23 protein-coding genes are annotated in these 26,918 nt (G+C 64.4%); 4 read left to right on the plus strand and 19 right to left on the minus strand.

Going from position 1 to position 26,918, the window contains the following annotated elements; translation table 11 throughout:
• Positions 1–87 precede the first annotated feature (87 nt).
• The 14 genes from lnt to FJ934_RS06160 all read right to left on the minus strand — a co-directional run bounded on the left by lnt (position 88) and on the right by FJ934_RS06160 (position 14,681).
• Positions 88–1,680, minus strand: coding sequence for an apolipoprotein N-acyltransferase (gene lnt, locus FJ934_RS06095; RefSeq protein WP_140607760.1), 1,593 nt, complete (start codon positions 1,678–1,680; stop codon positions 88–90).
• A gap of 94 nt (positions 1,681–1,774) precedes the next feature.
• On the minus strand, positions 1,775–2,245 hold the full coding sequence (locus tag FJ934_RS06100; protein ID WP_140607762.1) for a VOC family protein: 471 nt from the start codon (positions 2,243–2,245) through the stop codon (positions 1,775–1,777).
• Positions 2,246–2,260: 15 nt separating this feature from the next.
• Positions 2,261–3,355: a hemolysin family protein gene (locus FJ934_RS06105; protein WP_140607764.1), complete on the minus strand. Its 1,095-nt coding sequence runs from the start codon at positions 3,353–3,355 to the stop codon at positions 2,261–2,263.
• 27 nt (positions 3,356–3,382) lie between these two features.
• Entirely contained in the window at positions 3,383–3,889 is a 507-nt protein-coding gene (gene ybeY, locus FJ934_RS06110) for an rRNA maturation RNase YbeY (protein ID WP_140607766.1), read from the minus strand.
• 9 nt (positions 3,890–3,898) lie between these two features.
• Complete coding sequence (locus tag FJ934_RS06115) at positions 3,899–4,891, minus strand: PhoH family protein (protein WP_226890477.1); 993 nt, start codon at positions 4,889–4,891, stop codon at positions 3,899–3,901.
• Between the two features lie 83 nt (positions 4,892–4,974).
• Complete coding sequence (miaB, locus tag FJ934_RS06120; RefSeq protein ID WP_140607770.1) at positions 4,975–6,384, minus strand: tRNA (N6-isopentenyl adenosine(37)-C2)-methylthiotransferase MiaB; 1,410 nt, start codon at positions 6,382–6,384, stop codon at positions 4,975–4,977.
• Between the two features lie 73 nt (positions 6,385–6,457).
• Complete coding sequence (locus FJ934_RS06125; protein ID WP_140607772.1) at positions 6,458–7,258, minus strand: 1-acyl-sn-glycerol-3-phosphate acyltransferase; 801 nt, start codon at positions 7,256–7,258, stop codon at positions 6,458–6,460.
• A gap of 128 nt (positions 7,259–7,386) precedes the next feature.
• Positions 7,387–7,881, minus strand: a complete 495-nt coding sequence (gene rimI, locus FJ934_RS06130) for a ribosomal protein S18-alanine N-acetyltransferase (protein ID WP_140607780.1) — start codon at positions 7,879–7,881, stop codon at positions 7,387–7,389.
• 1 nt (position 7,882) lies between these two features.
• Positions 7,883–8,560 carry a tRNA (adenosine(37)-N6)-threonylcarbamoyltransferase complex dimerization subunit type 1 TsaB gene (gene tsaB, locus FJ934_RS06135; RefSeq protein ID WP_140607782.1) on the minus strand — a complete coding sequence of 226 codons (678 nt, stop codon included), beginning with the start codon at positions 8,558–8,560 and terminating at the stop codon, positions 7,883–7,885.
• A 93-nt stretch (positions 8,561–8,653) separates the two neighbouring features.
• The gene (locus FJ934_RS06140) at positions 8,654–9,760 is read right to left on the minus strand and encodes a DUF1513 domain-containing protein (protein ID WP_140607784.1); all 1,107 of its coding nucleotides are present in this window, start codon (positions 9,758–9,760) and stop codon (positions 8,654–8,656) included.
• A gap of 421 nt (positions 9,761–10,181) precedes the next feature.
• Positions 10,182–11,261: an imelysin family protein gene (locus FJ934_RS06145; protein WP_140607786.1), complete on the minus strand. Its 1,080-nt coding sequence runs from the start codon at positions 11,259–11,261 to the stop codon at positions 10,182–10,184.
• Entirely contained in the window at positions 11,261–12,859 is a 1,599-nt protein-coding gene (locus FJ934_RS06150) for a di-heme oxidoredictase family protein (RefSeq protein WP_140607788.1), read from the minus strand. Before FJ934_RS06150 ends, FJ934_RS06145 begins: the two co-directional genes overlap by 1 nt.
• 111 nt (positions 12,860–12,970) lie before the next feature.
• Positions 12,971–13,282 carry a (2Fe-2S)-binding protein gene (locus tag FJ934_RS06155; RefSeq protein WP_140607847.1) on the minus strand — a complete coding sequence of 104 codons (312 nt, stop codon included), beginning with the start codon at positions 13,280–13,282 and terminating at the stop codon, positions 12,971–12,973.
• Positions 13,283–13,391: 109 nt separating this feature from the next.
• The gene (locus tag FJ934_RS06160) at positions 13,392–14,681 is read right to left on the minus strand and encodes an imelysin family protein (RefSeq protein ID WP_140607848.1); all 1,290 of its coding nucleotides are present in this window, start codon (positions 14,679–14,681) and stop codon (positions 13,392–13,394) included.
• A gap of 433 nt (positions 14,682–15,114) precedes the next feature.
• On the opposite strand from FJ934_RS06160, the gene FJ934_RS06165 reads away from it, so the two are divergent.
• Complete coding sequence (locus FJ934_RS06165) at positions 15,115–16,368, plus strand: FAD-dependent oxidoreductase (RefSeq protein WP_140607790.1); 1,254 nt, start codon at positions 15,115–15,117, stop codon at positions 16,366–16,368.
• Positions 16,369–16,487: 119 nt separating this feature from the next.
• On the opposite strand, the gene FJ934_RS06170 is transcribed toward FJ934_RS06165, so the two are convergent.
• Positions 16,488–17,765, minus strand: coding sequence for a 4-aminobutyrate--2-oxoglutarate transaminase (locus FJ934_RS06170; protein WP_140607792.1), 1,278 nt, complete (start codon positions 17,763–17,765; stop codon positions 16,488–16,490).
• Positions 17,766–17,997: 232 nt separating this feature from the next.
• Between FJ934_RS06170 and FJ934_RS06175 the strand changes: the two genes are divergently transcribed.
• From FJ934_RS06175 to FJ934_RS06185, 3 genes are read left to right on the plus strand one after another with little or no spacing between them, the layout of a single operon-like run.
• A complete protein-coding gene (locus tag FJ934_RS06175; protein WP_140607794.1) occupies positions 17,998–19,137 on the plus strand; it encodes an efflux RND transporter periplasmic adaptor subunit in 1,140 nt (379 codons plus the stop codon).
• Positions 19,134–20,213, plus strand: a complete 1,080-nt coding sequence (locus tag FJ934_RS06180) for an efflux RND transporter periplasmic adaptor subunit (protein ID WP_140607796.1) — start codon at positions 19,134–19,136, stop codon at positions 20,211–20,213. Before FJ934_RS06175 ends, FJ934_RS06180 begins: the two co-directional genes overlap by 4 nt.
• Positions 20,210–23,311 carry an efflux RND transporter permease subunit gene (locus FJ934_RS06185; RefSeq protein ID WP_140607798.1) on the plus strand — a complete coding sequence of 1,034 codons (3,102 nt, stop codon included), beginning with the start codon at positions 20,210–20,212 and terminating at the stop codon, positions 23,309–23,311. The genes FJ934_RS06180 and FJ934_RS06185 overlap by 4 nt, the downstream gene beginning before the upstream one ends.
• A gap of 32 nt (positions 23,312–23,343) precedes the next feature.
• Here the strand turns inward: FJ934_RS06185 and FJ934_RS06190 are convergent, their stop codons facing one another.
• Genes FJ934_RS06190 through FJ934_RS06205 form a run of 4 tightly spaced genes read right to left on the minus strand, consistent with a single transcriptional unit; the run spans position 23,344 to position 26,901 of the window.
• The gene (locus FJ934_RS06190) at positions 23,344–24,090 is read right to left on the minus strand and encodes an ABC transporter ATP-binding protein (RefSeq protein ID WP_140607800.1); all 747 of its coding nucleotides are present in this window, start codon (positions 24,088–24,090) and stop codon (positions 23,344–23,346) included.
• Entirely contained in the window at positions 24,087–24,920 is an 834-nt protein-coding gene (locus FJ934_RS06195; RefSeq protein ID WP_140607802.1) for an ABC transporter ATP-binding protein, read from the minus strand. The genes FJ934_RS06190 and FJ934_RS06195 overlap by 4 nt, the downstream gene beginning before the upstream one ends.
• Complete coding sequence (nikC, locus tag FJ934_RS06200) at positions 24,917–25,837, minus strand: nickel transporter permease (protein WP_140607804.1); 921 nt, start codon at positions 25,835–25,837, stop codon at positions 24,917–24,919. The genes FJ934_RS06195 and nikC overlap by 4 nt, the downstream gene beginning before the upstream one ends.
• A complete protein-coding gene (locus FJ934_RS06205; protein WP_140607806.1) occupies positions 25,834–26,901 on the minus strand; it encodes an ABC transporter permease in 1,068 nt (355 codons plus the stop codon). The genes nikC and FJ934_RS06205 overlap by 4 nt, the downstream gene beginning before the upstream one ends.
• Between the last annotated feature and the right edge of the window lie 17 nt (positions 26,902–26,918).

Consider the following 26,918-nt stretch of genomic DNA (forward strand, 5'->3'; position numbering starts at 1 on the left):
GCCGGAGGCGAACTGCCCCAACAGAACGATCCACTGGCTTCGAGAAATTTTCAGGCGGTACAGTATGAGTTTCTAATGTGCCAACTGTCAATTCACCCGTAGCCTTTGCCTTACATTCAACAGGGCCCCCACCAGCGCAAACAGCAACATAATCAGCATTCCGTTAATGCGTCGCTGGCCTGAGGAAACGACCGTCTGTTCGGAAATCGGCACCTTCACATCGATGGCTCCGCGCGCGTCGATCGCCAGCGCGTCGACGACGCGTCCGTGTCGATCGACGACGGCCGAGATGCCGTTATTGGCAGCGCGCAGCAAGGGCAATCCGTTCTCCACTGCGCGAATCTGAGCCTGCCGGAAATGCTGGTATGGCCCCGGCGTGTCGCCAAACCACGCATCGTTGGTAACGTTCACAATAAGCTGCGCTGACGTAGCGTCAACCGCCACGAGGTCGGGAAAGATCACCTCATAACAAATAAATGGCAGGGCATGGATGCCGCCCGGAAGCGTGATTGCGTGGCGCTCGTTGCCGGCCGTGAACGTCATCGGCCCGGCGACGAGCTGGTCGATACCGAAACGGCCGAACAGATCGGCAAAAGGCAGGTATTCACCGAACGGCACCAGATGGACCTTGTCGACGGCGTCAGCGATTTCGCCCTTGTCGTTGATCGCCACCACGGAATTGTAATAGCGGCTGTCAGGGCTGGCCGCCGAGCCGCCCTCCTCGCGAACGACGCCGGCAATCAGCATCTGGCCATCGGCCAGCATATCGCCCAGCGCCGTCAACGCATCAGGCCGCTCGGTGAAGAGGAACGGCACCGAGGTTTCCGGCCACAGGATCAGCTGCGGCTTTCCGTGACCGGGGTCCGGTGCCTTGGCGGACAGGCCTAACAGGGTGGCGAAGATGCGGTCACGCACCGAGGCGTTCCATTTTTCCGACAGGTCCACCGCCGGCTGGACGATGCGGACATCCAGGCTGCGCTCAGCCGGTTTTTCAGGAGTGGCAAGCCTGACATAGCCGAAGCCGACATGGGCGGCGGCAAGCAGCACAAACAGGGCTGCGCCGAGGCGAAGATGCCGGCGCGCCGCCAGCAATGCGGGCAGGGAAAAGAGGAACACGGCAAGAGCGTTCATGCCGATCATGCCGGTCACCGAGACGCTCTGCATCAGAAGGGGCACGGGCATCGCCGCGTAGCCGATCGCATTCCAGGGGAAGCCGGTGAACAGGAAGCCGCGCAGCCATTCCGTCAACCCGAAGCCGAAGGCAAGAGCGGCGATGCGGCCGACATCGCTGCTCCACAGAAGCCGGGCGACCATCGTCGCAAAGCCATAGAAAAAGGCGAGCGCGAAGGGAATGCCGATTACGGCGAAGGGAAGCGCCCAGGCAAAGCTGTCGGCCTCGACCAGCAGCGCCGAGCCGACCCACCAGAGGCTGGCGAGGAAATAGCCAAAGCCAAACCACCAACCGACGGCGAAAGCCGGCCGCAGGCGCCGGAACAGGCTGCCGGAGGCTTCGCCGGTTGCACCGTCCAGCAGCCAGACCAGCAAGGGAAATGAAATAAAGCAGGCGGCGAAGAAATCGTATGGCGCCTGGCCGAGCACCGCCAGCGCTCCGGCAAGAAAGGCAACGAGCGCGCGCCGCCAACCCCAAAGCAGAATTATCCGGCCAGCAAGGCGCACCATGCATACTTCCGAGTCGCGCGAATCAGGACGCCAGATTTATCAGGCCGCGGCTTGCACTCCAAACGCCGACGGCCGCGATGCCCCGACCGCCGCTCTATCGATGCCAACCCTCGATCCGCAGGCCGCCCAGGTGTTCGGCCTCTTCGCGGGAAACGGAACGGATCGCCTGCGTGAAGGTCCATACGTGACCCTCGGGATCGCGGGCCCGATACTGGCGCTCGCCATAGAACTGATCCGTCGGCTCCTGGATTATTACCGCACCGGCCGCCCGCGCCTGCTCACAATGCGCTTCGAGGCCGTCCTTCAGCCTGACATAGACCGACTGGGTGTTCTTGCCGGAGACCGCAGCCGGGCTGGCGACATAATCAGCCCATTCAGAATCGACGATGATGTAGCAATCGCCGAACCGCATCTCGGAATGGACGAGCTTTCCCTCGGCGTCACTGACAACCATGTTGCGCTCGAAGCCGAACGCCGCTTCCAGCCATGTGAGCGCGGTGCGAGGACCCCTGTAGAAGACACCGGACCCTACGCGCGCGTGCTTGAACGGATCCTCAATCGTCATCGGCGAGCGAGCGGCTCAGGCCTGTTCGGTGCGCGCCGCGGCACGCCGGCGGCGTTCGCCCTTCTGGCTCTGCACGATGCGCACGCGCTTGACGCGGCGCGGATCGGCATCGAGCACATGGAACTCGAAGCCCGGGATGGCCTGCACCACCTCACCGCGCGCCGGCACGCGGCCGAGCGTGTTGAAGATCATGCCGCCGATGGTGTCGACATATTCGCCATGTTCGCCAGCGGCGAAATCGCCGCCGATCATCTTGGCGACGTCGTCGATCTCGGCCTTGCCGTCGACGACGAACACGCCGTCGCCGGCCTGGGTGATCATCGGCTCGTCATCGTCATGCTCGTCCTCGATATCGCCAACGACCATCTCGACAATGTCCTCGAGCGAGACAAGGCCGTCCGTGCCGCCATATTCGTCGATGACCAGTGCCATCTGCGTGCGCGTCGTCTGCATGCGGCCCATCAGGTCGGAGGCAAGCATCGAAGGCGGCACGAACAGAACCGGGCGGATCAGGTTGAGTTCGCCGATGGTGCGCGCGAGGTCGACCTGGGCAAGATCAAGCTGCGTGGCGGCCGGCGTCTTCCTGGTCGTGCGCCCCTTCTTGACGCGCGCGAGCTTGGTGATGTGCGCCAGCACGTCACGGATATGGACCATGCCGCGCGGATCATCGAGCGTCTCGGAATAGACCGGCATGCGGGAGTGGCCGGATTGTTCGAAGGTGCCCAGGAGGTCGCCGAGAGTCGTGGTGATTTCGACGGCCTCGATATCGGCGCGCGGCACCATGACGTCCTCGACACGCACTTCACGCAACCGCAGGATGTTGTTGAGCATGGCGCGCTCGCCAGGCGAGAAGGATTCGGCATCGCTGGCTGTCTCGGCAAGCGCGCCGGCGATTTCCTCACGCAGGCTGGTTCCATTGCGTTGCCGGAACAGGCCCAGAACACGCTCGAACAGGGAGGGGCCGGCAGGCGAAGACTCGCTGGCAACGCTGCCGGTGTTGGCAACACCAGGGGTAACGGTACTCGGACTTGATCCCTCTTCCGACGTATCGGAAGCCTTGGCGGCACTGCCGGCGTCGGGGCGGGCGGCAGTCTCTGGTTTGTCGTTCATCGTCGTCCGGTCAATTGTCAGATGTAGTTACGCGTAGGGATCGGGAATGGCAAGCCTTGCGAGCGCTGTACGTTCGAGAGCTTCCATCTCCTCGGCCTCGGCGTCGGTCTCGTGATCGTAGCCCAGCAAATGCAGCAGGCCATGGATGACGAGATGGGAGATATGGTTCTCCAGGGGCTTGTCTTCCAGTGCCGCCTCGCGCGCCACCGTCTCGGCGGCGAGCACGATGTCGCCCAACATCGGCGGCAGCGGAGCGCCTTTCGCATGCGGAAAAGCCGGGAAAGACAAGACGTTGGTCGGCTTGTCCTTGCCGCGCCAGCCGGCGTTCAGCGTGCGGATATGGGCGTCGTCGGAAAAAACGACACTCAGTTCGGAATGTCCTGCCGCGCCGGTTTCGGCGAAAGCGGCCGCGGCGGCTTTGTCGACAAGCTGCAAAAGCACCGCCTCTCCAGGCCAGTTTCCCGCCTCGACCATCAGATCGATGTCGACGGGAAGGGGCAGGCCCATCCCATCAGGCCTTTCGGGCTCGGTCATGGGGTCAAATCAGCCTTCGGTCCCCATGCCGCGCGCGAGCTTGCCGTCCCGGTCATAGGCCTTGACGATCTCGGCGACCAGCGGATGCCGGACGACGTCACCCTCGTTGAAGCGCACCGTCACCATACCCGTCACGCCGTCAAGAATCCTGAGCGCCTCGACCAGGCCGGACTTGGTGTTCGGCGGCAGGTCGATCTGGGTCGGATCGCCCGTCACGATCATGCGCGAATTTTCGCCAAGACGCGTCAGGAACATCTTCATCTGCATCGGCGTGGTGTTCTGCGCCTCGTCGAGGATGACCGCGGCATGCGCCAGCGTGCGGCCGCGCATGAAGGCGAGCGGCGCGATCTCGATCACTTCCGCCGCAATGGCGCGTTCGACCTTGTCGGCCGGCATCATGTCATAGAGCGCGTCATAGAGCGGCCGCAGATAGGGATCGACCTTCTCCTTCATGTCGCCGGGCAGGAAACCCAGCCGCTCGCCGGCTTCGACCGCGGGGCGCGACAGCACGATACGCTCGACCATGCCGCGTTCGAGCAGCATCGCCGCATGCGCCACCGCCAGATAAGTCTTGCCGGTGCCGGCCGGACCGATGCCGAACACCAGTTCCGACCGCTCCAAGGCCCGCATATAGGCGTCCTGGGTGAGCGAGCGGGCGTAGATCGTCTTCTTGCGGGTGGATATCTGGGCAGCTGAAACCTTGCCCTTGCGCTCTAGCGTCGGCAGCGTGAGTTGATCGTCGGCGGCCACCGCCATGCGCACGGCGCCGTCGACATCGGACTGACTGATATCGACGCCTTTCTGCAGAATCCCGTAGAGATTGTCCAAGGCGCGGCGCGCTTGTTCGGCGGCCGAAGCAGACCCCTTGATGGTCAGCTGGTTGCCGCGCGAGCGTATGTCGACGCCGAGCTTCTGCTCGAGCCGGGCGAGGTTCTCGTCGAACTGACCGTAAAGGGCGCTGGCAAGCTTGTTGTTGTCGAAAGTCAGAACGATGTGCGCCATGTCAGAAGCCCCAGATGCCGGTACCGGGGGCAGATTCTTCAGCTCCGCTGCGCTCAACCGTCTCTCCTCATCTGCCGAGACCATCAGGCCAATTCGGCGAACAGGCTATTGTAGCCCGTCTTCGTGATTCGTACCTGGATAATGTCACCGATTTCGCCGGCCTTTTCATCAACAATAACCGGCTGTAGCCAAGGCGAGCGGCCAACCTTCTGGCCGGCCTGCCGGCCAGGCTTCTCGATCAGCGTGTCGATGGTGCTGCCGACCAGGCTCGAGCCGAAATCCTGCTGTTGTTTCAAAAGCAGAGCCTGCAGGAGCTGCAGGCGTTCGTCCTTGACCGATTCCGGCACATGATCGGGCATATCGGCGCCCGGCGTGCCAGGGCGTGGCGAATATTTGAAGGAAAAGGCCGAGGCGTAGTTCACCTGGCGCACCAATTCCATGGTCGCTTCGAAATCGGCGTCCGTTTCACCGGGGAAGCCGACGATGAAGTCGCCAGACAGTGCGATATCCGGCCGCGCGGCACGGATGCGATCAAGCAACGCCAGATACTCCTTGGCCGTGTGCCTGCGGTTCATCGCCTTGAGGATACGGTCGGATCCCGACTGCACCGGCAGATGCAGATAGGGCATCAGCGACGGCAGGTCGCGGTGGGCAGCAATCAGCTCGTCGTCCATGTCGCGCGGATGGCTGGTGGTGTAGCGCAGCCGCGCAAGGCCGGGGATTTCGGCCAGCCGGAACAGCAGCCGGCCAAGACCCCATTCCTCGCCATTTTCGCCTTGGCCATGCCAGGCATTGACGTTCTGGCCAAGCAGCGTCACCTCGCGCACACCGGCCTCGGCGAGCCGCTCGGCCTCAGCGACGATCTGTGCGACCGGGCGCGATACTTCGGAACCTCTGGTGTAGGGCACGACGCAAAAGGTGCAGAACTTGTCGCAGCCTTCCTGCACAGTGAGGAAGGCGGTGACGCCGCGCTTGATGATCTCGGCGCGCCTGGGTTGCGGCAGATGCTCGAACTTGTCCTCAATGGCGTATTCGGTCTCGACGATCTTCTCGCCGCCACGGACACTCGCCAGCACGTCAGGCAAGCGGTGATAGGTCTGCGGACCGATGACCAGATCGACAGCCGGAGAGCGCCTGATGATCTCGGCGCCCTCGGCCTGCGCCACGCAGCCGGCGACGCCGATCAGCAACTCGCGGCCGGCATCGGCGCGCTCCGCCTTGATGTCACGGATGCGTCCGAGCTCGGAATAGACCTTTTCGGCCGCCTTCTCCCTGATATGGCAGGTGTTGAGCAGCACGAGATCAGCCTCGCCGATGGCATCGGTCGCGGTGTAGCCGTCGGCGGCCAGAGCGTCGCTCATGCGCTGTGAGTCATAGACGTTCATCTGGCAGCCATAGGTCTTGATGAAGACCTTCTTCGTTGCCGTGGCGCGCGCTGCCGGCTCTCCGGCGACAGCGCCGATGTCGTCGCTTTCAATCGTGTTCAAGTCCATCCGGCGGCTTCTAACGCCTTTCCGTGACAAAAAACAGACGATTCTCGGTATGCGCCCGCAGGAGCGTGCCGGGCTAGCGGCTCGGGCGCGGATCGGCGAGTGACGCCTGCATCATCTCACGCACCTGCCTTTCCATCAGCTTCGCCGTTTCCTTGCGGTTCGAGCCCTTGGAAAAGGCAATCGCTTCGCCGAAATGCACCTCGACATCGAGGGCGCCTTCGGCCATCAGCACCTTGAGGTGCGGCATCAAATCCTCGTCGCCGATCCAGGCTGCGATCGGGCGGTGCCGGCGGCCGAGCGGCACGCCATGCAGGCGCGTATAGACGATCGCCACCGGCTGGATGAATACCTGCTCGGCAGCACCCTCCGAAATCGCCATCGAGGCGGCCCCGAACAGCGTGCTCTTGAACGGCAGGACGACATTGCCGTCACCGGTCGAGCCCTCGGCGAACAGCACCATGGCGTCGCCCCTGGCCATGCGGCCGGCGATCTCGCTGGCCTGGTCCCCCGAGGAACGCTTGCGTTCGCGCTCGATGAAGACCGTGCGCTGCAGTTTCGACAGCATGCCGATCAGCGGCCAGCCTTCCATGTCGGCCCTGGCGATGAACTTCACATCGGCAAAAGAGCCCAGCACCATGATGTCGGTCCAGGAGATGTGGTTCGCGGCAACCAGCAAGGGGCGCTTGGCCGACAGCGTCCCCTTGACATGGATGCGCATGCCGAGCGCCCGGACGATCAGCCTATGCCATATCTTGAGGATGACGGTTTCCGGCCACCAGCCGGTTTTCATCGACAGTATCTGCAACGGCACCAGGACCAGCGAACCGGCAACGACGAGGCCCAGCGCCAGGAAAATCCTGATTTTTCCGATCATGCGTCCTTGGCCTTACCATTACAGTGCCGCGCGTCCTCTTGGCCGCACAAAGGACGCTGCAACACCTTAATCTTGGCGCATGATCCTTCCGAAATCGGATCCGATTTTCGGGGTCATGCGGCCTCTGGCTAGCGAAGATCGCGGCGCATGACAAGCGCCCCGGTCGGCCCGCGCCCGGGCGCCTTATAGTAATCCGGGCGCTTGCCGACTTCGCGGAAGCCGAGCCGCCGATAGAGGGCGATCGCGGCGACATTGGTCTCGTCGACCTCCAGGAACAGCGCTTCGGCGCGCTGGGCGTGCAGTTCGCGTAGCACCGCGTCCATCAGCTGCCAGCCCAGCCCCTGGCGGCGATGCGATCGCGCCACGGCGACGGTCAAAATCTCGCCCTCGCCGGCTGCCAGCCTTGCCAGCACGAAGCCCACCGGCGGCTTGGCGCCCTGCCCGGTTTCGCGCGCGGCGTAGCCGAACACGGTGTCCTGTTCGAGCAAGGCAGCGAACTCGCCATCGGTCCACGGGCGGACGAAATCCTCGCGGTGCAGCAGCGAGATCGCGGGACTGTCGGTGATCCTGAGCGGCTCGAGTGCATAGTCCCGGCGACGCGGCTGAAGAAAGGGTATGCGCATTCTATTTTTCTTGCCTCGAAAGAATAAATCCGGCCTGCGGCTTGGCATCAGCGCCGCGCAGGTAAAGCGGTTTTGGCCTTTCGCTCTCGCCTTTGGCGACGGCAAGACGGGCGTAGGTGACAATGTCGGCGGTGGCCATCCGTGGCCCGATGTCGAAAGCGCGCCCGGCTGAAGCGGCGATGTGCGCCGCCGCGGTGCCGGCAAGCACGGCAGCATTTTCGACCGCCAGGGCCGTGGCTTCCGCCAGCGTGGTCACCGCGGGGCCGTAAGTCAAAGCTGACATTTTATCGTACAATGCGGCATGGATCTCCTCACGGCCGGCATCGAGCGCCGCCAGCACGGCGCGGCCGGGAAATGCCGCTGCCGCTTCGGCCGCCAGCGCCTCGAGCGTCGTCACGCCGATCGCGGGCACCTTGAGCGCCAGCGCCAACCCGCGCGCTGTCGAAACACCGACGCGAAGGCCGGTGAAGGAACCGGGACCGACGGAGACGGCGATGGCGCCAAGGCCGGCGTAGTCAGTCGCACCCGCCTTCATCGCCTCGGCGATGACCGCCATCAGGTGTTCGGCATGGCCCTTGCCGAGATCGAGCACCGAGCGGCCGAGTTCCTCCTCTGCCGCCGCGTCGTAGACGCAGGCGGCGCAGAGGCTGGCGGCACAGTCGATGGCAAGCACTTTCATGAAGCGACCGGTTCCGAGAACCACTTCCCTGTGCCCGCCAAGGCGCGCCACCGCAAGCACAATTTGTTAAGCGGCTTCGGTTCTGCCAGCGCTCTACCGGACCTGTTCGATGCGCAGCATGTGGTTGTCCCAGACATAGTCCGGTTCCGACCGCGCCACGCCGCTGCCTTCAATGATCTCACCGGCGCCCGTGGTGGCCATGAAGCCCAATCCATCCGGCGCCACACCGCAGACCTCGACCAGCGCGCGGGTCGAGACCACCCGGCCACTCGCCGCGTCGATCACGGCAAGCGAATTGCCTTCCGGCGACGAGACGGCGATCGTGGCGGCTGAAGGATTGGCGGCGACCGAGCCGATATAGTTGCGAAAGCCGGACAGCACATCCCCCGGCATGTCGAGCAACTGCAGATCCTTGCCGCGCGTGGCGCGGCCGACCAGCGCCGGACGATCGGTGCCCGGCCCCCTGTATTGGCAGCCGAACCAGACGGTGCCGGTCTGGTCGGTGTCCATGTGGCGGATCGACAGCTGATGCAGCGCCGCCGGCAGTTCGTGCTTTTCGATGAGGTCACCAGAGACGCGGTCGACAAGCACATAGCACGGCTTCATGGTCCCGATGTTGAGCTCGGCACGGCCATAATCGGGATGGGTCTCGATGCCGCCATTGGCGACCGCGATCGTCCTGCCATCGCCCAGCAGCAGAAGCTCGTGCGGCCCCATGCCGTAGGTCGGGAACTCCCCGACGCGGCTGAATTTCGCCCGCGCATCATAGATGCCGACCACGCCTGCAGCGTTGTCGAAATCATTCTCCGTGGCGTAGAGCAGCGCGCCGTCGGGCGAGAACACGCCATGGCCGAAGAAATGCCGGCCGGGGATGCTGGCGATTGTCAGCGGAGCATCGTGCCCGGTGTGATCGAAAACGACGGCGAAAGTGCCCGGCTGGCGGGCGAAAACCACCGAACGCCTGGATACGGGATCGAAGGTGACGTCGTGGCCGCGATCGGGCAGGTCGATCGCATGCAGCACCTTGCCGGCCTCCGACAGGACGGCAGCACCAAAACCGCCGTCGCGCTTGAGGAAGGCGGTGGCGAAGACGGCACCCGCCGCCAGCGTTTTTGCCCAGGCCGACGGTGCCATCGCGGCGGCAAAGCCAATGCCCGCGGCCCTCAGGAAATCACGGCGATCCATGAGGGATGTTCTCATGACACCATCCCAACGGTTAGAGGCTCGCTCATCGCCATGTCCGGAGGTCGAAGTTGGCATTCAGTTCCCACCGATCGCTCGAGCGGATTATCGCAGCCATCCGAGGTTGGCCGAAGCCTTTCAGAATTCGTCATGCTTGGGCGAAGCAGGAGCGAAGCTCCGTCGCGAAGACCCAAGGATCCATGCCGTGATTTCAGCCGAAGAACGCAGCGGAGCAGAAAGCCGAACCGTTGCAACGCCCTGAAGTCGCGGCATGGATCCCGGGGTCTGCGCCGCGTCGCTTCGCTCCTTGCTCCGCCCCAGGATGACGAAGCGACTAGCGTTTCGACCAATCTCCAAAGACGGAGATTCGCAAATACCGGCCACGCGTCGCAGCCGCTGCGCCTATCGCCAAATGCCCACGCCATTTTCCGGCTCACGCTCAATCTCCATCCAACGACGAAAAACCTGCAGTCAGGCCGAATTCGGCGGTCAGCCTGGCTCCGATCAGCGTCGACAGGCTGGAGGTGATCAGCGCGAAATGCTCGAGTTTTTCGCGCTGCGCCGGATCGGCGAGCGCCTTGTCGATCGGACCATGGATGGACTTCGCGGTGGCGACGCCGTTGACCAGCTGGATATGGATCGACTCCGCCATCCAGCGCGCATCCGCCGGCAGCGCATCGCCGAGCTTCGAGACCTGGAACAGCGCATCGATGCCGGCGAGATTTCCGGCCAGCGAATTGGCAGTGTTTTGCGAACGCCAGTAGATCGCCTGTTTCGGCTTGTCCGTCCCGGGCCCGGCTCCAAGGAAGCCCTTCAGGCGGACATCGCGAACCATCTCCAACTCTTTGATGAAGACCCCGACCAGCTCAATCACTGCTTCGTTGCCGTCGCGGTAAAGTGCGTTTTGCGGTCCCGGATTGGCCCAGAGCATTGCAAAGCCGTCCGGCTTGTTCCAAGCGTCGTCGACGTCTTTGGCCATGGTCTCGATGTTGCCGGCAATCGCGGCCCCATAGGCGCAACGATAGGCATCATCCTTGCCCGTCAGCGCAGCGGCGCCGTCCCCGTAAAGCACGAATTCCAGCGCACCCAAGCCTTGCATGGCAACGCTCTTGCCGGCCAGTTGTGCCGGATCGGTGGCGGTAGCGTCCTTGTCCGACATGGCCGCCTGCACCTGCTTCAGGCCAATGCTCTTGCGGTCCGGCCAGAACAGCATGCGCTCCAGGCGGTTGTTCTCCTTGATCGGCCCAAAACCGATGATCTCGGCCGACGACCAGGCATAGACCGTGGCCGAAAACTCGGCACGCGCCGCATCAAGTTCCCCTTGCGAAGGTGCCTCACAGAGCTTGTGCATGGCCTTCGCCAGGGATTGCGTGTGTTCGTGGAGGCCGGCATAGGCCGGGCGGACAAAGCCGTCGACCGCGCGCTGGATCACGTCGGAGGCCTTCACGGCCGCCGATGCCGGAAAAATACCCAGCAACGCCAGGGGAAGAGCGAGAACCAGCGCGGAACGCTTCAGCATCAAAGTGACTCCAGGAATTTAAGCAATGCATCGCGCTCGGCAGCGTCGGCGGCGGCAAAGCGGTCGCGCGCCTTCCGGCCCTCGCCGCCATGCCACAGGATCGCCTCGGTCAGGCTGCGGGCACGGCCATCGTGCAGAAAGAAGGAATTGCCGTTGACGATCTCGGTCAGGCCGATACCCCACAGCGGCGGGGTGCGCCACTCGTTGCCGGTCGCGTCGCCCAAAGCCTGGCCGTCGGCAAGGTCAGGCCCCATGTCGTGCAGCAGGAAATCGGAATAGGGCCAGATCAGCTGGAAGGCCTGCGCCTTGTTGGGCGCGTCGCGGCGGGTGACGAATTTCGGCGTGTGGCAGGCAACGCAGCCGATCTCGTAAAAGACCTTTTTTCCTGCGAGCACATCAGGCGCGGCGAGATCGCGGCGTGCCGGCACGGCCAGGTTTTGTGCATAGAAGGTGACGAGATCCATCACCGGTGGCGGTGCCTCCACCAGGCCGAGCCGCTCCTGCACACCGTTGGGCATGGCGAGGCATTTTGCCTGCGCGGCCGTGCAGTCGCCCCAATGCTTCGGTTCTTCCGGCGTCGAAATGCCGATGTCACCGACAAAAGCATCCGCCGCCTGCTGGCGGATCGATGCTGTCTGCGCCTTCCAGCCGAAACGGCCAACCGTCAACTCACCGCTCGGCCTGTCGCGGACGATGTTCGGCCTGCCGGAGATGCCGTCACCATCGCGGTCCTCCGGATCGGCATGAGCAAGGATGTCGGTCGGCGCGATTTGCTCGATCAGCCCAAGGCCGATCATAGGCGGGGTCAGGCGCGGCGACAGCGTGGTGCGCGGATCGAGAGACCCATAGGCAAGATCGGTGACGGAGTAACTGGGCTTCCGCAGGGAAACCACCGTGCCATCCGTCAGTTCTACCTTACGTTCCTGATAGTCGACATGCATCCGGCCTTCGCCGTGCAGGCCAGGCACCGCCAGCTCCTGCAACTGCGTGCCGTAAACCGGATCGGGGAAGTTGGGCAACTGATGGTCGGCGATAGCCGCCTTCTCTTCCGCGCTGCTTGCCTCGCGGGCCAGCCGCAGGAACATCGAGGTGGTGCCGGCGTCACCTTGCGGCGGGCGGCCGCGACCATCCTTCAGATGGCAATTCTGGCAGGCCCGTTCGTTGAACAGGGGCCCAAGCCCGTCCGACGCCTGCGTCGAGGATGGCGACGACACCCAGTTCTTGCGGAACAGGGCGTTACCGAGCTTGAAGATGCTCTCTTCCTCGAAGGTGATGTTGGCCGAGGATTGCGAGAAGGACTCACGGCTGACGTCTTTCTCGGACGTGCCGGCGCCACCTTGCATCAGTTCGAACGGCTCGGGTCTGGAGAAATCCGTAGTCGCCCTGGTGACGGCAGCGACGCGCGCCTGGTCTTTCGCATTAAGGTCGGTACGCACGGTGGCGAGGCCGGCGGGAAGGGCGCCGGCCACCGCCGAAGAGGCCAGCGCCAGCATGAGAATGGTGCAGCGCCGACCAGCCGACATAACTGGCGTTTTCTGAACACCTAGCGGGCCTTTGGCCCGCCGCAAGCGGCGCAAGACAGCTATGGGGCGCCGCATTTCCGCATATCCTTATTCCGCCTCGCCCGCCGGGGGGTTGTGCTGCCAGTATTCCTCTTCGCCGATCGAGGGCAGCAGACCGAGTTGCGTCTCAAGGGGAACAGAGCCTCGTTAAGCCGCTCGATGATCCGCGGTTCGCCTTTCATGGCTTCTGCTCCCGTATTGGACGCGCAGGCCTCTGACACGATCCAGATGTGAAACGACATCCACACCGCCCGCCTCCGAGCGGCCGTGGTAATTTTCGGTGACCCGAATGATCGTTTCGACCACATTTGGGAAGCAGCCGCAGCAACGCCCGCGCTTCTGCATGGCGTGGTAGACCTTTGCCGGCACGATGAGCTGCCAGGGGTCCTTGTCAAGCAGCCCGACGATGGCCTGCTCGATCTCCGTTTCGGTGATGATGTTGCAATGGCAGATCAGCATTACTTGGCTCGGATGGCTGGCGGCGGCTCCCGCGCCGCCTGGCATTTCTTACTGCCGGGGCCTCCTCATTCCGAAGCCGGTCGCCCGGCTCCTGAGCAGGCTTCTGGCCTTACTTGAACACCTTGTCCGGCGCGTCGAGGCTGTCGGAACCCTCGAAGGCGATGGCGTTGAGCTTCAGCGAGCCGACGGCGCGCTCGATCGATTTGGTCTGGTCGATCAATGCGTCGATCGCCGCCTGAACGGTGGCATTGCCTTGCGCATTGCCCTCGGCGATCTGCTGGTCATAGGCTTCGCCGGCCTCGGCCCGCGCCTTGATCGCTTCCATCCTGGCGACGGTGACTTCGAGCTTCCCCGACAGTTCCTTGTCGATCGCCGGGTCGACTGCCTTCACCATATCGGACACCGAGGGCCCCGAAACGACGGTGCCATCGAGGCGGATATAGCTGGCGTGATAGGCGGCGCGGATACCGACGGCGTCGTAAAGATGGGAGTTGTATGTGTTGTCGGAGAAGCAGTCTTGCTCCTCTTCCGGATCATGCAGCAGCAGGCCGAGCTTCATGCGTTCGCCGGCCAGTTCACCGTAGGACAGCGAGCCCATGCCGGTGAAGATGATCGAGATCGCGGTGTTCGGCCCGCCATCGACGAGGTTCTTGCGCGCGGCGCCGTCTTCCTTCCAGTCGTTGACCATCTTCTGCAGGTCGGAGACCAGAAGGTCAGTTGCCGATTTCAGGTACTGTGCGCGGCGGGCGCAATTGCCGCCGGTGCAGTTCTTGAGGTCGTAATCCGTATAGGGACGCTCGCCGGCGCCCGGACCGGTGCCGTGCATATCCTGGCCCCAGAGCAGGAACTCGATGGCGTGATAGCCGGTGGCGACGTTGGCCTCGATGCCGCCAGCTTGTTGCAAGGTGCCGGAGAGGAATTCCGGCGAAAGCGTCGAGGCATCGACCTTCTTGCCGTTGATCTCGATTTCCTTGTTGGCGATTACATTGGCCGTATAGAGCGAATTCGCGTCCGATTCCGTGCCGTAGCTCTTGGCAACGTAGTCGATCAGGCCTTCGTCCAGCGGCCAGGAATTCACCCCGCCTTCCCAGTCGTCGACGATCTTGTTGCCGAAGCGGTAGACCTCGGTCTGCGGATAGAGCACGCGGGCCGCCTTCCAGGCGTCGCGGGCGGCGTTGAGCGTTTCGGCCGACGGCTTGGCAAGCAAGGCGTCGATCGCCTTGTCGAGCGCCTGCGCGGTGATCAGGGAATCCTCATATTTGGCAAGCCCGATATCCGCGTAAGTCTTGATGACCGCCTTGAGGTCGGTTTCCGCCTTCGCGGGCAGCACGAACACCGCCGCCGTCAGCAAGGCCGTGGCACCAATCGCCGCGAGCCTGCCGCCATATCGTGCTGTCATCATCGCTCTCCAGTCTCTCGGGAATTCCGCAGACGGCGCGCGTGGCAGCCGGCACCAGGCCGTGTGCATGCCACCGGCCGCAGGATATGCCGCGCTGCCGCGCGGCTCAGGGAAGAAAGACACCAAAATGCCTCCAATCGAACGGGTTCAAGGCCCAGACATCAAAGGGATGCGCCAATGCGCGAGATCCCTTAAAGCTTCGACGCCAGCGGAAGTCAACCAAAATTGCTGGAAAATCCAATCGAAACAATAGTTTAGAATGATTCTAAACTATGATAGTCAACTTTATCCGCTGCCTTCACCGGTTTTCTCGACGAACTGTGCGATTGACAGCCGCCATTCCCGGTGCGACCCGCAAAAGCTCTCTTGCGGCGGCGCCAGACAATTGCCACTTGGCGAGACGTCCTAGGATCAAAATCGGGATGGGAATGCGATGAAGAACAGTGTGGTCATTGTCGGCGCGGGTCATGCTGGCGTGCAAGCGGCGGCAAGCCTGCGTGAGGACGGCTATGACGGGCCGGTGATCCTCGTCGGTGACGAGAACGAACTGCCCTACCACAAGCCGCCACTGTCGAAGACCTTTATCAAGGACGCGGAAGCCAAGCCGCAGCCCCTGCGCGGCGAGGCCTTCTATACTGGCAGCGCCATCGATTACCGGCCGGGAATCCGGATTGAGCGCATCGATTCCGGTCGCCGCAGCCTCGACATCGCCGGTGGCGGCTCGCTTGCCTTCGACCATCTGATCCTGGCGACCGGGTCGCGCCCGCGCGCCCTGCCGCTGCCAGGCTCGGACCTCTCCGGCGTTTTGTCGCTGCGCTCGCTGGCCGATGCGCGGCTGATCCGGGAGTTGAGCGCACAGAGCGAAGATGTCGTCATCCTCGGCGGCGGTTTCATCGGGCTGGAGATTGCCGCGACGCTGCGGGCGGCCGGCCGCACGGTGACGGTTGTCGAAACGGTCGACCGGCTGCTTGGACGCGCCGTGGCGCCCGCCGTGGCGAGCCATGTCCGCCAACGGCTGGAAGCGACCGGCGTGCGCATCCTGACCGGCACCTCGATTGCCCGGCTGGAAGGCGAAAACGGTCATGTCGTGGCCGCGATCACCTCAACAGGCGAAAGGCTGCCGGCGCGCATGGTCATCGTCGGCATCGGCGCCGTGCCGAATGTCGAACTGGCGCAGGCAGCCGGCCTCGTCGTGGCCAACGGCATCCGCGTCGACCAACAGATGCGCAGCTCGGTGCCTGAAATCCTCGCAATCGGCGACGCCGCCTCCTACCGGCACTGGTTCACCGGCGGCGACGTGCGGTTGGAGTCGGTGCAGAACGCCACCGACCAGGCACGCCTTGCCGCGCGCACCATATCAGGCCATGCCGATGCCTATTCCGCGGTGCCATGGTTCTGGTCCGACATTGGCGACATGAAGCTGCAGATGGTCGGGCTGACCGCCGGCGGCGACAGCCATGTCGTGCTGGGCGACCTGCCCGACAACAAGTTTTCGATCTACCATTACGCCGGGGACCGGCTGCTCGGCATCGAATCCGTCAATCGGCCGGGCGACCACATGCTCGGCCGCAAGATGCTCGGCGCCGGCTTCTCACCGACGCGGGAAACGGTGGCCATGGGCCCCGAAGGGCTAAAGGCAGCACTGGCCGCGTTTCAGCAGGATGAGCCGGCAAGGGCTGCGGGCTAGACGCCCTTACCCTCCCGCTTGCGGGGAAGGGTCGCTGCGAAGCAGCGGGGTGGGGGTCGGCGCCAAGCCCCCCACCCGGACCTTCGGTCCGACCTCCCCACGAGGGGGAGGTAAAGTGGTCAGGCGGCGCAGGCTTCGCGGATCGAGCTTTCCAGAATGTCGAGCGCCTCGTTCATGACTTCGTCCTGGATGGTGATCGGCGCCAGGAAGCGGATGACGTTGCCATAGACGCCGCAGGTCAGCAGGATCAGTCCCTTGTCGAGCGCCTTCAGCCGGACGGCGTTGGCGATCTCGGCCGAGGGCAGGCCCTTCTTGATGTCGTTGAACTCAACCGCGTTCATGAAGCCGAGGCCGCGGATGTCGACAATCTCGGGCACGTCGTCGCGGATCGACTGAAGGCGCTGCTTCAGCCGCGCACCCAGCGTGTTGGCGCGGTCGCACAGCTTTTCGTCCTCGATCACATCGAGAACCGCATGCGCGGCGGCGACGCCGATCGGGCTGCCGCCATAGGTGCCGCCGAGCCCACCAGGGCCGGGCGCATCCATGATCTCGGCGCGGCCGGTGACCGCCGCCAGTGGGAAGCCGCCGGCAAGGCTCTTGGCCATGGTGGTGATGTCGGCAGCGACCTCGTGATGGTCCATCGCGAACATCTTGCCGGTGCGGGCAAAGCCGGTCTGCACTTCATCGGCGATGAGAAGCATTCCATGCTGGTCGCAGAGCTTGCGCAGCGCCGTCAGGAGCTCACGCGGCGCATCGTAGAAGCCCCCCTCGCCCTGAACCGGCTCGATGATGATCGCGGCGACGCGGGCCGGATCGACATCGGCCTTGAACAGCTTGTCGAGCGCGGCAAGCGAATCGGCGACCGAGACGCCATGCAGCTGCACCGGGAACGGCACGTGGTAGACGTCGCCCGGCATGGCGCCGAAGCCGACCTTGTAGGGAACGACCTTGCCGGTCAGCGCCATGCCCATGAAGGTGCGGCCGTGGAAGCCGCCCCCAAAGGCAATGACGGCCTGGCGGCCGGTGGCGTTGCGGGCGATCTTGATGGCGTTCTCGACCGCCTCGGCGCCGGTGGTGACGAAGATGGTCTTCTTCTCGAACTTGCCGGGCAGCATGGCGTTCAGGCGTTCGGCCAGCCGCACGTAGCTTTCATAGGGCACCACCTGATGGCAGGTATGGGTGAAGCGGTCGAGCTGTGCCTTGACAGCCTCGATTACCTTGGGATGGCGGTGGCCGGTATTGACCACGGCGATGCCGGAGGAGAAGTCGATGTAGCGGCGGCCCTCGACATCCCAGATCTCCGAATTTTCAGCCCGGTCGGCATAGATCTGCGTGGTCATGCCGACGCCGCGTGAAATCGACTGGTTCTTGCGTTCGGAAATGGCTGAATTCTTCATAATATCCCTCATCGGGCCGGCGCCCGTTCTCGTTGGTCAGATGTCTTCTGACCTTATTTCACGTTTTCCTCAAGTCGGCACCACCGGCAGGCAATTGGGCCTGCGGCCGGCGGGTGCCTGCCCTTACCCAGTCGGGCGATAGGCAGGCAAGACCGGTTTCCTTTTTCCGGCGATCGATTATCCTCCAGATATCCGCGAGCGTCAGCGAGCGGTCCGCGGTCGAGGGGAGCCCATGAGCAGGAACGCGACATCCTCCGTCTCGCCGCCATCGGTCAAAACCTCTAGCCTTTTGTCTTTTCCAGTCGCCTCGGCGCTTTTCGCCTGTATGGTCGCCCTGCTGCTGACCGGCTGCCAGAAGCAGGAGGCTGCGGCGAAAAAGCTGCCGATCATGGTGCGCACCGAGACGGTGGCGCTCGCCGACTATGCGCCAAGAACCTCGCTGACGGGCGTGATCGCGGCGCGCACACTGAACAATCTGTCGTTCAGGGTCGGCGGCCGCGTCGCCGAGCGGCTTGTCGATGTCGGCCAGCATGTCGACCAGGGCGCGGTGCTTGCCCGCATCGATCCGCAGGAACAGGAATCCGATCTGCGTTCCGCGCAGGCCGATCTTGACGCGGCACAAGCACAACTGACCCAGGCCGCCGCCACATTCGCGCGGCAGAAGACGCTGCTTGCCCAGGGCTTCACCACCAGACGCGATTTTGACACCGCCGACCAGGCGCTGAAGGTGGCGCAAGGCAGCGTCGATGCGGCGCAGAGCGCGTTCGCCAACGCGCAGCAAAACCTGTCCTTCACCGAACTCAAGGCTGGCGCCGCCGGCGTGATCACCGCCCGCCAGGTCGAAGCCGGCCAGGTGGTGCAAGCGGCGCAAACCGTCTTCACCGTAGCCGAGGACGGCGACCGGGACGCCGTGTTCAACGTGCAGGAGACGCTGGTCGCCAGGACGCCTACCTCTCCCGCGGTGACGATCACGCTGTTGTCCGATCCGCAGGTGAGGGCAACAGGCAAGGTGCGCGAAATTTCGCCGGCGGTCGACCAGGCGTCCGGTTCGATCCGGGTCAAGGTCGGCATTCCCGATACGCCCGCCGGCATGCCGCTAGGGGCCACCGTCATCGGCTCGGTCAGCGCCAAGCCCGCGAAGGTGATCCTGTTGCCCTGGCAAGCGCTGACATCCAGCGCCGGCAAGCCTGCGGTGTGGATCGTCGATCCTTCGACCAAGGCGGTTGCGACGACGCCCGTCGAGGTGCTGGCTTTCGATTCCGGTACCGTCGTGATCGCCAAGGGACTGAATGAAGGCCAAAGCGTCGTCACCGCGGGCGGGCAGTTGCTCAGCCCCGGCCAGACGGTCGAGATAGCGGGAGCGAGCCAATGAACCGGCTGGTACGCATCCTGCTTGGCCTGTTTGCGCTTGGCGCGCTTGGCGCCTGCTCGAAGTCGGATCAAAAGCCGCCGGAGATCACCCGGCCAGTGCTGTCGCTCGTGGTCGAGCCGCGCACCACCCGGACCTTCGGCTTCGCCGGCTCGGTCGAGCCACAGGTCAGCGCCGACCTGGCCTTCCGGCTGCTTGGCCGGGTTGTCTCGCGCGACGTCAAGGTCGGCGACATCGTCACCAAGGGCACGACGATCGCCGCGCTCGACCCGACCGCGCTGGAGCTGGCGGTGCAAGCGGCCAAGGCGGAGCTCTCCAACGCCGAGGCGCAGTTCGCCAACGCCGCCGCCAGCGAGGAGCGCCAGCGCCAGCTGCTTGCCTCGGCCAACACCTCGCAGTCCGTCTTCGATGCCGCGCAGCAGGGAAGGAAAGCGGCCGAGGCCAGTGTCGAACGGGCCAAGGCTTCGCTGGCCAAGTCGCAGGAGCAGCTTGGCTATGCCAGGCTGTTCTCGGATTTCGACGGCGTCGTCACCGCAGTCGGCGCGGAGGTCGGCCAGACGGTTTCACCCGGGCAGACGGTCGTCACCGTGGCGCGCTCGGACCTGCGCGAAGCGGTGGTCGATATTCCCGATCAGTTGACCGGCGATCTCTCCGCCGGCACGCCATTCCAGGTCATCCTGCAATCGCTGCCGACGATCCAGACGGAGGCCAAGCTGCGCGAGATCGCGCCGCAGGCCGAGGGGTCGACCCGCACCCGGCGCGTGCGACTGACGCTGACCGATCCGCCGCAGGCCTTCCGGCTCGGCTCGACGGTGACGGCAACCCGCGTGACCAAGGTGGCGCCGACGATCGAACTGCCCATGTCGGCACTCCTCGAAAAAGACGGCGCCGAGAAAGTGTGGATCGTCGATCCGCAGACATCGAGCGTGAGCGCGCGCGACATCAAGCTCGCATCGAAGAATGGCGGCACCTTCACCGTGGCCGAGGGGCTTGAAGCCGGCATGCGTGTCGTCACCGCGGGTGTCCACAGCCTGAGCGAAGGTCAGAAAGTGAAAGTGCCCAAGGGAGGGGCCTCATGAAGGGCTTCAATCTCTCCGACTGGGCGCTCAACCACCGCTCGCTGGTCTGGTATTTCATGCTGGTCTTCGTGGTGGCCGGCGTATTTTCCTACCTCAATCTTGGCCGCGAGGAAGATCCGGCCTTCACCATCAAGACGATGATCATCCAGGCCAACTGGCCAGGCGCCTCGGTCAACGAGACCGTGCGGCAGGTGACCGACCGCATCGAGAAGAAGCTGGAGGAGCTCGACAGCCTCGACTACACCAAATCGGTCACCACAGCCGGCCAGACCGTCATCTTCGTCAACCTGAAGCCGACCACCAGGGCGCGCGACGTCGTGCCGACGTGGCTGCAGGTGCGCAACATGGTCAACGACATCCGGAACCAGTTTCCGCAAGGCGTGCAGGGACCATTCTTCAACGACCGCTTCGGCGACGTCTACGGCAACATCTACGCCTTCACGTCGGATGGGCTGACGCCGCGCCAGCTGCGCGATTATGTCGAGGATGTCAGGACCAGAATCCTGACCGTGCCCAATGCCGGCAAGGTCGACCTGGTCGGCGCGCAAGACGAGGCGATCTATCTCGAATTCTCGACCCGCCAGATCGCGGCGCTCGGCCTCAACCAGCAGGCGATCGTGGCAAGCCTGCAGGCGCAGAACGCAATCACGCCATCCGGTGTCATCCAGTCCGGCCCGGAGCGCATCAGCGTGCGCGTCGGCGGCCAGTTCACCTCGGAGGAGAGCCTGCGCGCCATCAACCTGCGCGTCAATGACCGCTTCTTCCGCCTGAGCGACGTAGCGACAATCACACGTGGCTATGTCGATCCGCCGACGGCGCTGTTCCGGTTCAATGGCCAGGACGCGATCGGGCTCGCCATCGGCATGAAGCCCAACGCCAACCTGCTGCAATTCGGCGAGGCGCTGCATGAGGAGATGAACAAGGTGCTGGCCGACCTGCCGGTCGGCGTCGGCGTGCATCTGGTTGCCGACCAGCCTGTCATCGTCGAGGAAGCGGTTTCAGGGTTCACCCGCGCGCTGTTCGAGGCGGTCGCCATCGTGCTCGCGGTGTCGTTCATCAGCCTCGGCATGCGCGCCGGCTTCGTGGTGGCGCTGTCGATCCCCCTGGTGCTGGCCATCACCTTCACCGTCATGGAATATCTCGGCATATCGCTGCAGCGCATTTCGCTGGGTGCGCTGATCATCGCGCTTGGGCTGCTGGTGGACGACGCGATGATCGCGGTCGAGATGATGGTGGCGCGGCTGGAGATCGGCGATAATCTGCGCAAGGCGGCGACCTATGTCTACACCTCGACCGCCTTCCCGATGCTGACCGGCACGCTGGTCACGGTCGCCGGCTTCATCCCGATCGGCCTCAACAACAGCGCAGCCGGCGAATATACCTTCACCCTGTTCGTCGTCATCGCCGTGTCGCTGCTGGTGTCATGGATCGTCGCGGTGCTGTTTGCGCCACTGCTCGGCGTCACCATCCTGCCGGCGACGATGAAGGCCAAGCACCACGACCAGCCCGGCCGCCTCACGTCGCTGTTTCGAAGGGTCCTTATCGGCTCGGTGCGCCGCCACTGGCTCACCATCATCGTCACGGTGCTTCTCTTCGCCGCCTCCATCGCCGGTTTCGGTCTCGTTCAGCAGCAGTTCTTCCCGCCATCCGACCGGCCGGAGCTGGTCGTCGACTGGAACCTGCCGCAGAACGCGTCGATCGCCGACACGCGCGACCAGATGGAGCGGTTCGAGCAGCGGGCGCTGGTCGGCAACCCAGACATCGACCATTTCTCGTCCTATATCGGACAGGGCGCGGTGCGCTTCGTGCTGGCCTATGACGTGCAGCCGGCCAACCCCTATTTCGGCCAGACCGTGATTGTCACCAAGAGCATCGAGGCCCGCAACCGGGTCAAGGCGGCACTGGAGAAGCTGCTGCGCGAGGAATTCGTCGGCACCGACGCCTTCGTCAAGCTGCTCGAACTCGGACCGCCGGTCGGCCGTCCTGTCCAGTACCGCGTCGGCGGACCCGACATCCAGACGGTGCGAGAACTGGCGCAACACTTCGCCGGCCTCGTCTCGGTCAATCCGAAGCTCGCCGCGCCGACCTTCGACTGGAACGAACCGCAGCGTGTGCTGAGGGTCGACGTGCTGCAGGACAAGGCGCGCCAGCTCGGCATCACCTCTTCGGACATCGCCAGCGCGCTGAACAGCACGGTCGGCGGCGCCACGATCACCCAGGTGCGCGACGCCACCTACCTGATCAATGTCGTGGCGCGCTCGCGCGAGGCCGAGCGCGGCTCGATCGAGACATTGCAGAACATGCAGCTGCCGACCAGCACCGGCGAGGCGATCCCGCTCGCGGCGGTCGCTAACTTCCGCTACGAGCTCGAGCAGCCGACGGTGTGGCGGCGCGACCGCATCCCGACCATCACGGTGCGCGCCGGCCTGGTCGGCGACGCGCTGCCGGCAACCGTGGTCAACGAACTGAAGCCATCGGTCGACGCCTTCATCGCCAAGCTGCCGCCAGGCTATTCGGTCGAAACCGCCGGCTCGGTCGAGGAGAGCGCCAAAAGCCAGGGACCGATAGCTGCCGTTGTGCCGTTGATGCTGTTCGTGATGGCGACGATCCTAATGGTCCAGTTGCAGAGTTTCCAGCGCCTGTTCCTGGTGGTGGCGGTGGCGCCGCTCGGCCTCATCGGCGTGGTGGCGGCCCTGGTGCCGAGCGGCGCGCCGCTCGGCTTCGTCGCCATCCTCGGCGTTCTGGCGCTGATCGGCATCCTGATCCGCAACTCGGTCATCCTGATCGTGCAGATCGAGGACCTCGTGACCGAGGGCAAGGACCGGTGGACGGCCGTCATCGAAGCCACCGAGCACCGCATGCGGCCGATCGCGCTGACGGCGGCCGCGGCCAGCCTGGCGCTGATCCCGATCGCGCGCGAAGTGTTCTGGGGTCCGATGGCCTACGCCATGATGGGCGGCATCATCGCGGGTACCGCGATCACGCTGCTGTTCCTGCCGGCGCTTTATGTAACGTGGTTCCGCATCAAGGAGCCGAAGCGGGAGCCCGAAGGCAACGGCGTACAAGGGGAAACGGTGCCCGAAGGTGGAGCGGTCTAAGGCGGAAATTCGAATGCCGTCAGCGATAAACGTCAGGCGCGCACAAACCCCTCGCTCGCCCTGAGCAGATTGCGCGTATAGTCCGCATTCACGCGGTGGCCGATCAACTGGCTGGCGGTCAGCGTCTCCACCGCTTCGCCGTTCTGCATCACCATCAGCCGCTCGCACATATGGGTGATGATGGCGAGGTCGTGGCTGACCATCAGGAAGGTGAGCTTGCGCCGCCGTCGCACCTCTTCGAGCAGGTTCAGCACTTCGGCCTGTACCGAGGCGTCGAGCGCCGAGGTCGGCTCGTCGAGCAGCAGGATCGAGGGTTCGAGGATCAGCGCGCGGGCAATGGCGACACGTTGGCGTTGGCCGCCCGAGAGTTGGTGCGCGTAGCGGAAGCGAAAACCGTTGCCGAGCCCGACTTCGTCCAGCGCGCGTTCGATGCGCTTCTCGCCATCGGCGAAGCCGTGGATGGCAAGCGGCTCCTGCAGCAGGCGATCGACGGTCTGGCGCGGATGCAACGAGCCGTACGGATCCTGAAAGACCATCTGCACCTCGCGGTAGAAGGCCTTGTCGCGGCGCGCGCCGAGCGTCTTGCCGTTGACGGCGATGCTGCCGGAGGAGACCGGTGCGAGGCCGGCAATCGCTCTTAGCAATGTCGACTTGCCGGAGCCGCTTTCGCCGACAAGCCCATAGGACTCTCCTTCCCTGACCTCCAGGCTGACGCCCTTCAGCGCGCGAAAGCGGTCGAAGATCACCTCCAGCCTGTCGACGGCAATCGCTGACGTCATGCCGCCCACTCCGGCTTGCGGTCGAGCACCGGCAAGGGATGGCGCTCGAAGCCGATCCGCGGCATGCAATTGAGCAGGCCGCGCGTATAGGGATGCTGGGCCTCACGCAGCTCCGAGGCCTTCAACTGCTCGACCACCTTGCCGGCATACATCACGACGACGCGGTCGCAGAAAGACGAGACCAGGCGCAGATCGTGCGAGATGAAGATCAGCCCCATGCCGCGCTCGCTGACCAGCTTATCGAGGATGTTGAGCACGTCGAGTTGCACGGTGACGTCGAGCGCCGAAGTCGGCTCGTCGGCGATCATCAGTTCGGGTCCGGCGATCAGCATCATGGCGATCATGGCGCGCTGGCCCATGCCGCCGGAGACTTCGTGCGGATGCAGGTCGAAAACGCGTTTGGGGTCACGGATCTGTACGGCCTCCAGCATGGCCAGCGCCCGCTCGCGCGCCTCGGCCTTGGAGACCTTCTCGTGCGTGCGCAGCGTCTCGACGATCTGGCGGCCGATGCTCATCACCGGATCGAGCGAATATTTCGGATCCTGCAGGATCATGGCGATGCGGTTGCCTCGTAGCGCCCGGCGTTCGCGCGGCGAGATGCCGAGCAGGTCGATGCCGTCGAAGGCCAATTTGCCGGCCGATATCCGGGCCTGCGGCGGCGTCAGGCCCATGATGGCGCGGCCCGTCTGCGACTTGCCCGAGCCGGACTCGCCGACGATGCCGAGGCGTTCGCGGCCAAGCGAGAATGAAACGCCACGCACCGCCTCGATCAGCCCAGTGCGGGTCGGGAAGGTGACGCGCAGGTCCTCGACGTCGAGAAGGGCGCTCATTGGTCACCGCTGCGGGGATCGAGCGCGTCGCGCAGGCCATCGCCAAGCAGGTTGAAGCCGAGGCTGACGATGAGGATCGCGAAGCCCGGCGCGCCGGCCACCCACCATTGGTCGAGCACGAAGCGGCGGCCCGAGGCGATCATGGTGCCCCATTCGGGCAGCGGCGGCTGCGCGCCGAGGCCGAGGAAGCCGAGGCCGGCGGCGGTGAGGATGATGCCGGCCATATCGAGCGTCACACGAATGATCAGCGAGGAGATGCAGAGCGGCATGATGTGGCGCAGCACGATGCGGGCGGGCGACGCGCCCATCAGCTGCACCGCCTTGATGTAGTCGGAGTTGCGCACGGTCAGCGTTTCGGCACGCGCGATGCGCGCATAGGGTGGCCAGGACGTGATGGCGATGGCAAGCACCGCATTCTCGATGCCGGGGCCGAGGGCGGCGACAAAGGCCAGCGCCAGGATCAGCTTGGGGAAAGCGAGGAAGATATCGGTGATGCGCATCAGGATGGCATCGGTCCAGCCGCCGGCATAGCCGGCGACGGTGCCGACGAGAAGACCGATCGGGGCGGCGATGATGGCGACCAGAATGACCACATAGAGCGTCCAGCGCGAGCCGTAGAGGATGCGCGAATAGATGTCGCGGCCAAGGTCGTCGGTGCCGAACCAGTGCTGCGCGCTCGGCGCCAGCAGCCGCGCGTTCTTCAGGTCGCCGACAGTCGGCGAATAGGGCGCCAGCACGCCGGCAAGAGCGGCAATGACCAGCAGCGCGATGATGATCAGCAGGCCGACAAAGGCCAGCCGATTGGCGGAAAAGCGCCGCCATGCGACATAGGCGCGGCCGAACCTTGCCTGCATGCGGGAGGCCGGCCGCTCGCTGAGCAGCCAGTCGCGACGGCTCTGGATCGCCTCGGCGCTCATGCGGATTTCGTCCTCGGATCGAGCAAACGATAGAGCAGGTCTGACAAAAGATTGATGCCGATGAACACCGAGCCGATGACGATGGTGCCGCCAAGCACGGCGTTCATGTCGGCATTCTGCAGCGAGTTGGTGATGTAAAGCCCGATGCCCGGCCAGGAGAAGACGGTCTCGGTCAGCACCGAACCTTCGAGCAGGCCGGCATAGGACAACGCGATCACCGTCACCATCGGCACGGCTGCATTGCGCAGCGCGTGGGCCCAGATGATGCGGCGTTCCGACAGGCCCTTGGCGCGCGCGGCGACGACATATTCCTGAGCAAGTTCGTTGAGCATGAACGATCGCGTCATGCGGCTGATATAGGCGAGCGAGAAATAGCCGAGCAGCGAGGCCGGCAGGATGATGTGGCGGAAGGCGTCCCAAAAGACATCCCACTGGCCCTGCATCGCCGAGTCGAGCAGGTAGAAACCGGTGACCGGCGTGAAGGTGTATTCGTAGACGACGTCGAGCCGCGCCGGAAAGGCCACCCATTGCAGCTTGGCGTAGAACAGGACGAGCCCAAGCAGCCCGAGCCAGAAGATCGGCACGGAATAGCCGATCAGGCCGATGACGCGCACGATCTGGTCGATGAAGCTGCCGCGCCTGACGGCCGCCAGCACGCCGAGCGGCACGCCAAACAGCGCGCCGATCAGCGTTCCGAGCGTGGCCAGTTCCGTCGTTGCCGGAAGAGCGCGGCGGATGTCGGTCATGACAGGGTTGGTGGTCAGCACCGAAGTGCCGAAATCCCCGTTCACCGCACTCCTGACATAGATATAAAACTGTTCGATCAGCGGCAGGTCCAGGCCCATCTCGCGGCGCGTGCGCTCGACGACGTTTGCCGGCGCGCGGTCGCCGAGCACGGCCAGCACCGGGTCGATCGGGATGACGCGGCCGATGAAGAAGGTGACCGCGAGAAGACCAAGGTAGGTCGTCACCGCGATGACCAGGAACCGGCCGATCGAGGAGAGAATGGCAAAAGCGCGGGCGCTGCCGCGCCCCGCCTTCCCCTGGCTTTCAACCGCGCTCATGCGGCGTGTCCGCGGGC

Source organism: Mesorhizobium sp. B2-4-12 (assembly GCF_006441575.1).
In the GTDB taxonomy this organism is placed as follows: Bacteria; Pseudomonadota; Alphaproteobacteria; order Rhizobiales; family Rhizobiaceae; genus Mesorhizobium.

Bases quoted from the DNA above. Each gene is read 5' to 3' on its own strand.
- lnt (WP_140607760.1), bottom strand. From the start codon at position 1,680: ATGGTGCGCCTTGCTGGCCGGATAATTCTGCTTTGGGGTTGGCGGCGC.
- FJ934_RS06100 (WP_140607762.1), bottom strand. From the start codon at position 2,245: ATGACGATTGAGGATCCGTTCAAGCACGCGCGCGTAGGGTCCGGTGTC.
- FJ934_RS06105 (WP_140607764.1), bottom strand. From the start codon at position 3,355: ATGAACGACAAACCAGAGACTGCCGCCCGCCCCGACGCCGGCAGTGCC.
- ybeY (WP_140607766.1), bottom strand. From the start codon at position 3,889: ATGACCGAGCCCGAAAGGCCTGATGGGATGGGCCTGCCCCTTCCCGTC.
- FJ934_RS06115 (WP_226890477.1), bottom strand. From the start codon at position 4,891: ATGGCGCACATCGTTCTGACTTTCGACAACAACAAGCTTGCCAGCGCC.
- miaB (WP_140607770.1), bottom strand. From the start codon at position 6,384: ATGGACTTGAACACGATTGAAAGCGACGACATCGGCGCTGTCGCCGGA.
- FJ934_RS06125 (WP_140607772.1), bottom strand. From the start codon at position 7,258: ATGATCGGAAAAATCAGGATTTTCCTGGCGCTGGGCCTCGTCGTTGCC.
- rimI (WP_140607780.1), bottom strand. From the start codon at position 7,881: ATGCGCATACCCTTTCTTCAGCCGCGTCGCCGGGACTATGCACTCGAG.
- tsaB (WP_140607782.1), bottom strand. From the start codon at position 8,560: ATGAAAGTGCTTGCCATCGACTGTGCCGCCAGCCTCTGCGCCGCCTGC.
- FJ934_RS06140 (WP_140607784.1), bottom strand. From the start codon at position 9,760: ATGAGAACATCCCTCATGGATCGCCGTGATTTCCTGAGGGCCGCGGGC.
- FJ934_RS06145 (WP_140607786.1), bottom strand. From the start codon at position 11,261: ATGCTGAAGCGTTCCGCGCTGGTTCTCGCTCTTCCCCTGGCGTTGCTG.
- FJ934_RS06150 (WP_140607788.1), bottom strand. From the start codon at position 12,859: ATGCGGCGCCCCATAGCTGTCTTGCGCCGCTTGCGGCGGGCCAAAGGC.
- FJ934_RS06155 (WP_140607847.1), bottom strand. From the start codon at position 13,282: ATGCTGATCTGCCATTGCAACATCATCACCGAAACGGAGATCGAGCAG.
- FJ934_RS06160 (WP_140607848.1), bottom strand. From the start codon at position 14,681: ATGACAGCACGATATGGCGGCAGGCTCGCGGCGATTGGTGCCACGGCC.
- FJ934_RS06165 (WP_140607790.1), top strand. From the start codon at position 15,115: ATGAAGAACAGTGTGGTCATTGTCGGCGCGGGTCATGCTGGCGTGCAA.
- FJ934_RS06170 (WP_140607792.1), bottom strand. From the start codon at position 17,765: ATGAAGAATTCAGCCATTTCCGAACGCAAGAACCAGTCGATTTCACGC.
- FJ934_RS06175 (WP_140607794.1), top strand. From the start codon at position 17,998: ATGAGCAGGAACGCGACATCCTCCGTCTCGCCGCCATCGGTCAAAACC.
- FJ934_RS06180 (WP_140607796.1), top strand. From the start codon at position 19,134: ATGAACCGGCTGGTACGCATCCTGCTTGGCCTGTTTGCGCTTGGCGCG.
- FJ934_RS06185 (WP_140607798.1), top strand. From the start codon at position 20,210: ATGAAGGGCTTCAATCTCTCCGACTGGGCGCTCAACCACCGCTCGCTG.
- FJ934_RS06190 (WP_140607800.1), bottom strand. From the start codon at position 24,090: ATGACGTCAGCGATTGCCGTCGACAGGCTGGAGGTGATCTTCGACCGC.
- FJ934_RS06195 (WP_140607802.1), bottom strand. From the start codon at position 24,920: ATGAGCGCCCTTCTCGACGTCGAGGACCTGCGCGTCACCTTCCCGACC.
- nikC (WP_140607804.1), bottom strand. From the start codon at position 25,837: ATGAGCGCCGAGGCGATCCAGAGCCGTCGCGACTGGCTGCTCAGCGAG.
- FJ934_RS06205 (WP_140607806.1), bottom strand. From the start codon at position 26,901: ATGAGCGCGGTTGAAAGCCAGGGGAAGGCGGGGCGCGGCAGCGCCCGC.